4 protein-coding genes are annotated in these 3,376 nt (G+C 35.2%); 3 read left to right on the forward strand and 1 reads right to left on the reverse strand.

The genetic code is table 11. The features are described from left to right. Positions 1-372: 372 nt before the first annotated feature. A complete protein-coding gene (locus FC85_RS00015; protein WP_057863534.1) occupies positions 373-699 on the forward strand; it encodes a cyclic-di-AMP receptor in 327 nt (108 codons plus the stop codon). A gap of 266 nt (positions 700-965) precedes the next feature. After that, positions 966-1,361, forward strand: a complete 396-nt coding sequence (gene spx, locus FC85_RS00020) for a transcriptional regulator Spx (protein ID WP_003561187.1) — start codon at positions 966-968, stop codon at positions 1,359-1,361. 151 nt (positions 1,362-1,512) lie between these two features. Here spx and FC85_RS00025 read toward each other — a convergent pair whose 3' ends face one another. Beyond that, entirely contained in the window at positions 1,513-2,688 is a 1,176-nt protein-coding gene (locus FC85_RS00025; RefSeq protein ID WP_057863535.1) for an IS256 family transposase, read from the reverse strand. Between the two features lie 421 nt (positions 2,689-3,109). On the opposite strand from FC85_RS00025, the gene FC85_RS00030 reads away from it, so the two are divergent. Further along, positions 3,110-3,307 carry a hypothetical protein gene (locus FC85_RS00030; protein ID WP_057863536.1) on the forward strand — a complete coding sequence of 66 codons (198 nt, stop codon included), beginning with the start codon at positions 3,110-3,112 and terminating at the stop codon, positions 3,305-3,307. The last annotated feature ends 69 nt before the right edge of the window (positions 3,308-3,376 follow it).

Raw genomic sequence — 3,376 nt, forward strand, 5'->3', positions numbered from 1 at the left:
AAATTGCAAATGGAAATAGAATGATAATAATAATCAGGTAGAGCAATTTATAAATATTTTTCAAAAGATCGCCTCCCTCTATTGACATCAGAATAACAGTTTTTTAATCAAAATGCTCTTTTTTTGATTGAGACAATTAATAAAGAAAAATATATATGTTTAACGTTATTTAGATAAATAGATTTATCCAATAATTCATAATTTACGAATTTTAAGTATGAAATATTCTTGGTTAGGTACATAAAAATTCACCTTAAGAATATTTAAGCGTAGAATTGAATCTAAATTATATAGCATATTCATTCTTTAAATTAATTGGGGAAAATAAATTCAATTAGACGACCACTTTTACGTCATGAAAGGAGAAATCTTATGCGATTAATTATTGTTATTGTTCAAAATAAAGATGCTAATAAATTACGCTCGGCCTTTGTTGACAATAAAATTTCGGCCACACGTTTTTCAAGCAATGGTGGCTTTCTGAGATCTGGAAATGCAACTTATTTTTTAGCAGTGAAAGATAACCAATTTGAATTAACATTAAAATTAATTAAAGAAAACAGTTCTGCGAGAGATCAGTATGTTAATCCACCAATTAATTTTCATGGAGATCCATCAGGACAATCTTTCCCCACTATGGCTAGAGTTGGGGGAGCAACCATTATTATTTTGCCAATTGAAAAATTTTATCAATTTTAATTTGTATCATTATCGAATAATATTTATTTGGCACAGGGTAAAAAGGAGTAAAATAAATATGCCTTCAATAACAAAAATTCTATTGAAAGCATTGGATAAATGTGATATAAAATAAGAAAGCGTATTCAGAAATATTTAGAGATTTGCTTATGTAAATTTTTAAGCATTTTACTTTTGTTATAAATGTGATAACCTAGTATTAATTAATCAGTTGTTCCCAATCATATTTACGCCCACTTTTTAATGGTATAAGGAGGGAATTTAAAATGATAAATTTACTAGTAACACCAAGTAGTACTTCAAGTCGTAAAGCTAAACATTGGTTATTAGAACATCATGTGTCATTCCAAGAGAGAGATATGTCTCGGCGACCACTGAATGCGTCCGAAATCAAATTATTATTAAGCTTAACAGAAAATGGTTGTTGGGATCTAGTATCTACACGTTGCAAAGTATTTAAAAAACTCAATGTTGATATCGAGAGCCTGACTTTATCACAGTTTATTCAGTTGCTTACTAAGCATCCTGAAATGATCAAACGTCCTATTATTTTTGATAGAAATACTTTACAAGTCGGATTTAACGAAGACGAGATTCGAAGTTTCCTTCCTAGAAGCGTTAGAGAGAAAAATTTTAAGCACCTATTAGCCAAAGCCAATTAACAAATGAAGGCTATTTCTTCTTGATAGATCAAAACAAATAGTGATATTAGGATTAGTAATATTATGATATTACTGATCCCTTTTTATTTCTTGGTAGCGTCAAGAATCTTGTGTAAATGAAATGCCTTCGTACATATAATATGTATCTAACTTAAATAAATGATGCTTCCAAGGTGTCCTGGAGTCCTTTGAACCCTCGGTGGATCCGCTTCAGAGACTTCTCGTTATAAACATTAAACTGAGAAACCAGGAAGCGATCCAGTGAATCTTCCGTTGGAAATTGTTCTTTGTGGTGGGTGGTGCGCTTGAGATGCTTATTAAAGTTCTCAATCAGGTTAGTGGAGTATAGTGATTGCCGGATAGCTGGTGGAAAGTCCATGAAAGTGAGCAAATTCGGCATTTTAAGCAGATCTTTGATTAATTTGGGATAGGTCTGATGCCAGTTGTTGGCGAACTCATTCAGTTTCAGTTCGGCTGCTTCGCGGTTGGCGGCCCGATGAACTTGTTTAAAGTCACTGATCACGGCCTTGCGGTCTTTTACGCGAACTTTGTTCATCAGATTCCGCCCAACATGAACCAGGCAACGTTGTCGTTTGGCTTTAGGGAAATGCCGATTCAAGCCTTCATCCAAACCAACTAACCCATCGGCCACAAACAACAGCACATCTTTAACGCCCTGCTTGATCAAGGTTCCCAGCAGTTCAGTCCAGATTCCAGTCGATTCCGTTGGCGCCACTTGGTAGTTCAGCACTTCTTTCGTACCATCTGGACGAATGCCAATCGCAATATGAACGGCTTCTTTTTGAACGGTATCCCGCTTTAACGGCAAGTAAGTGGCATCTAAGAAGATGGCCGCATATTGTGAAGCCAGTCGATGTTGCTGGAAAGCTTGAACCTGTTCATTGACGACTTTAGTCATGTTGGAAACCGTGGCTTTGGAGTAGTGAGCACCGTACATTTTCTCAATGAGTTCGGCAATTTCAGCAGTGGTAATTCCCTTGGTATACAACTGAATGACCGTTGTTTCTAAATTATCACTGTGCCGACCGTAGGCTGGCAAGGTATGATTTTCAAACCGGCCATTGCGATCTCGAGGAATGGTTAAGTTAAGTTGGCCGTACTTCGTATCAAACGAGCGCTCATAACTGCCGTTGCGGTTATTACCAGTGTTAATCCCAGCGTATGAGTAGCGTTCGTAACCCAAAAACTCTGCCAATTCGGTTTGAAGCAGCTGGTTAATCGCAATTTCGAGGTGGTGACGAAAAACTTCGTCCAAATCTTGCTTTTGGGCTAGTGCAGCGATAATTTCTGTGGTAAGTTCATTCATGGGGAATGCCTCCTGTGATGTTTTCTGTGGTTACTAAATATCATAAGGGAAGGCATTCCCTATTTCTATACAATTCAGAAATCTTTTATGCATTTACACAAGATGTTTTACGCTCTCAATATTATTTAGCGATCTCTTATTTTTAAATACGTAAGAATACCTAATTGATTTCAAAATTTTATTGTATGCAAAGCTGTTACTATTAATTATTCTAGAACAAGGGGTACATAAGTTGAATTATAATGATTCACTTTACGTGAGATTGCGAGAGAAACTTTATTTTTGACAGTTCATAATATAAAACGTTACCATAAAATTGCAATCTAGTTTTAGCTTTGTATGTAATAGAAGTTAATGGAGTTGCAGAAATATAGATGCTTGATGATAAACAGGACACCATGTAATTAGGAGGTAAAATATTATGACTCAAAATAAGTCTAATGATAAGAAAACAAATAATGAGAAAAAAGAGAATTTTCAATCTACTGAAAAGGAAAACAAGAAAAAGCTAAATATTTCTAACCAAGCTGGGACACCTAAAAACAAAAAGTCGGCTCCCGGTTGGAATGACGAAGCACCGGACACAGAGTTTAACGATCCAAAAAAAAATGATAAATAAAATATTTTTATGGTAGATTGTAAAATTAATCCGAACGCTGTTCGGACAAAAAAGATCAGCTTCCTTTAA

Source organism: Lentilactobacillus diolivorans DSM 14421 (assembly GCF_001434255.1).
GTDB lineage: Bacteria > Bacillota > Bacilli > Lactobacillales > Lactobacillaceae > Lentilactobacillus > Lentilactobacillus diolivorans.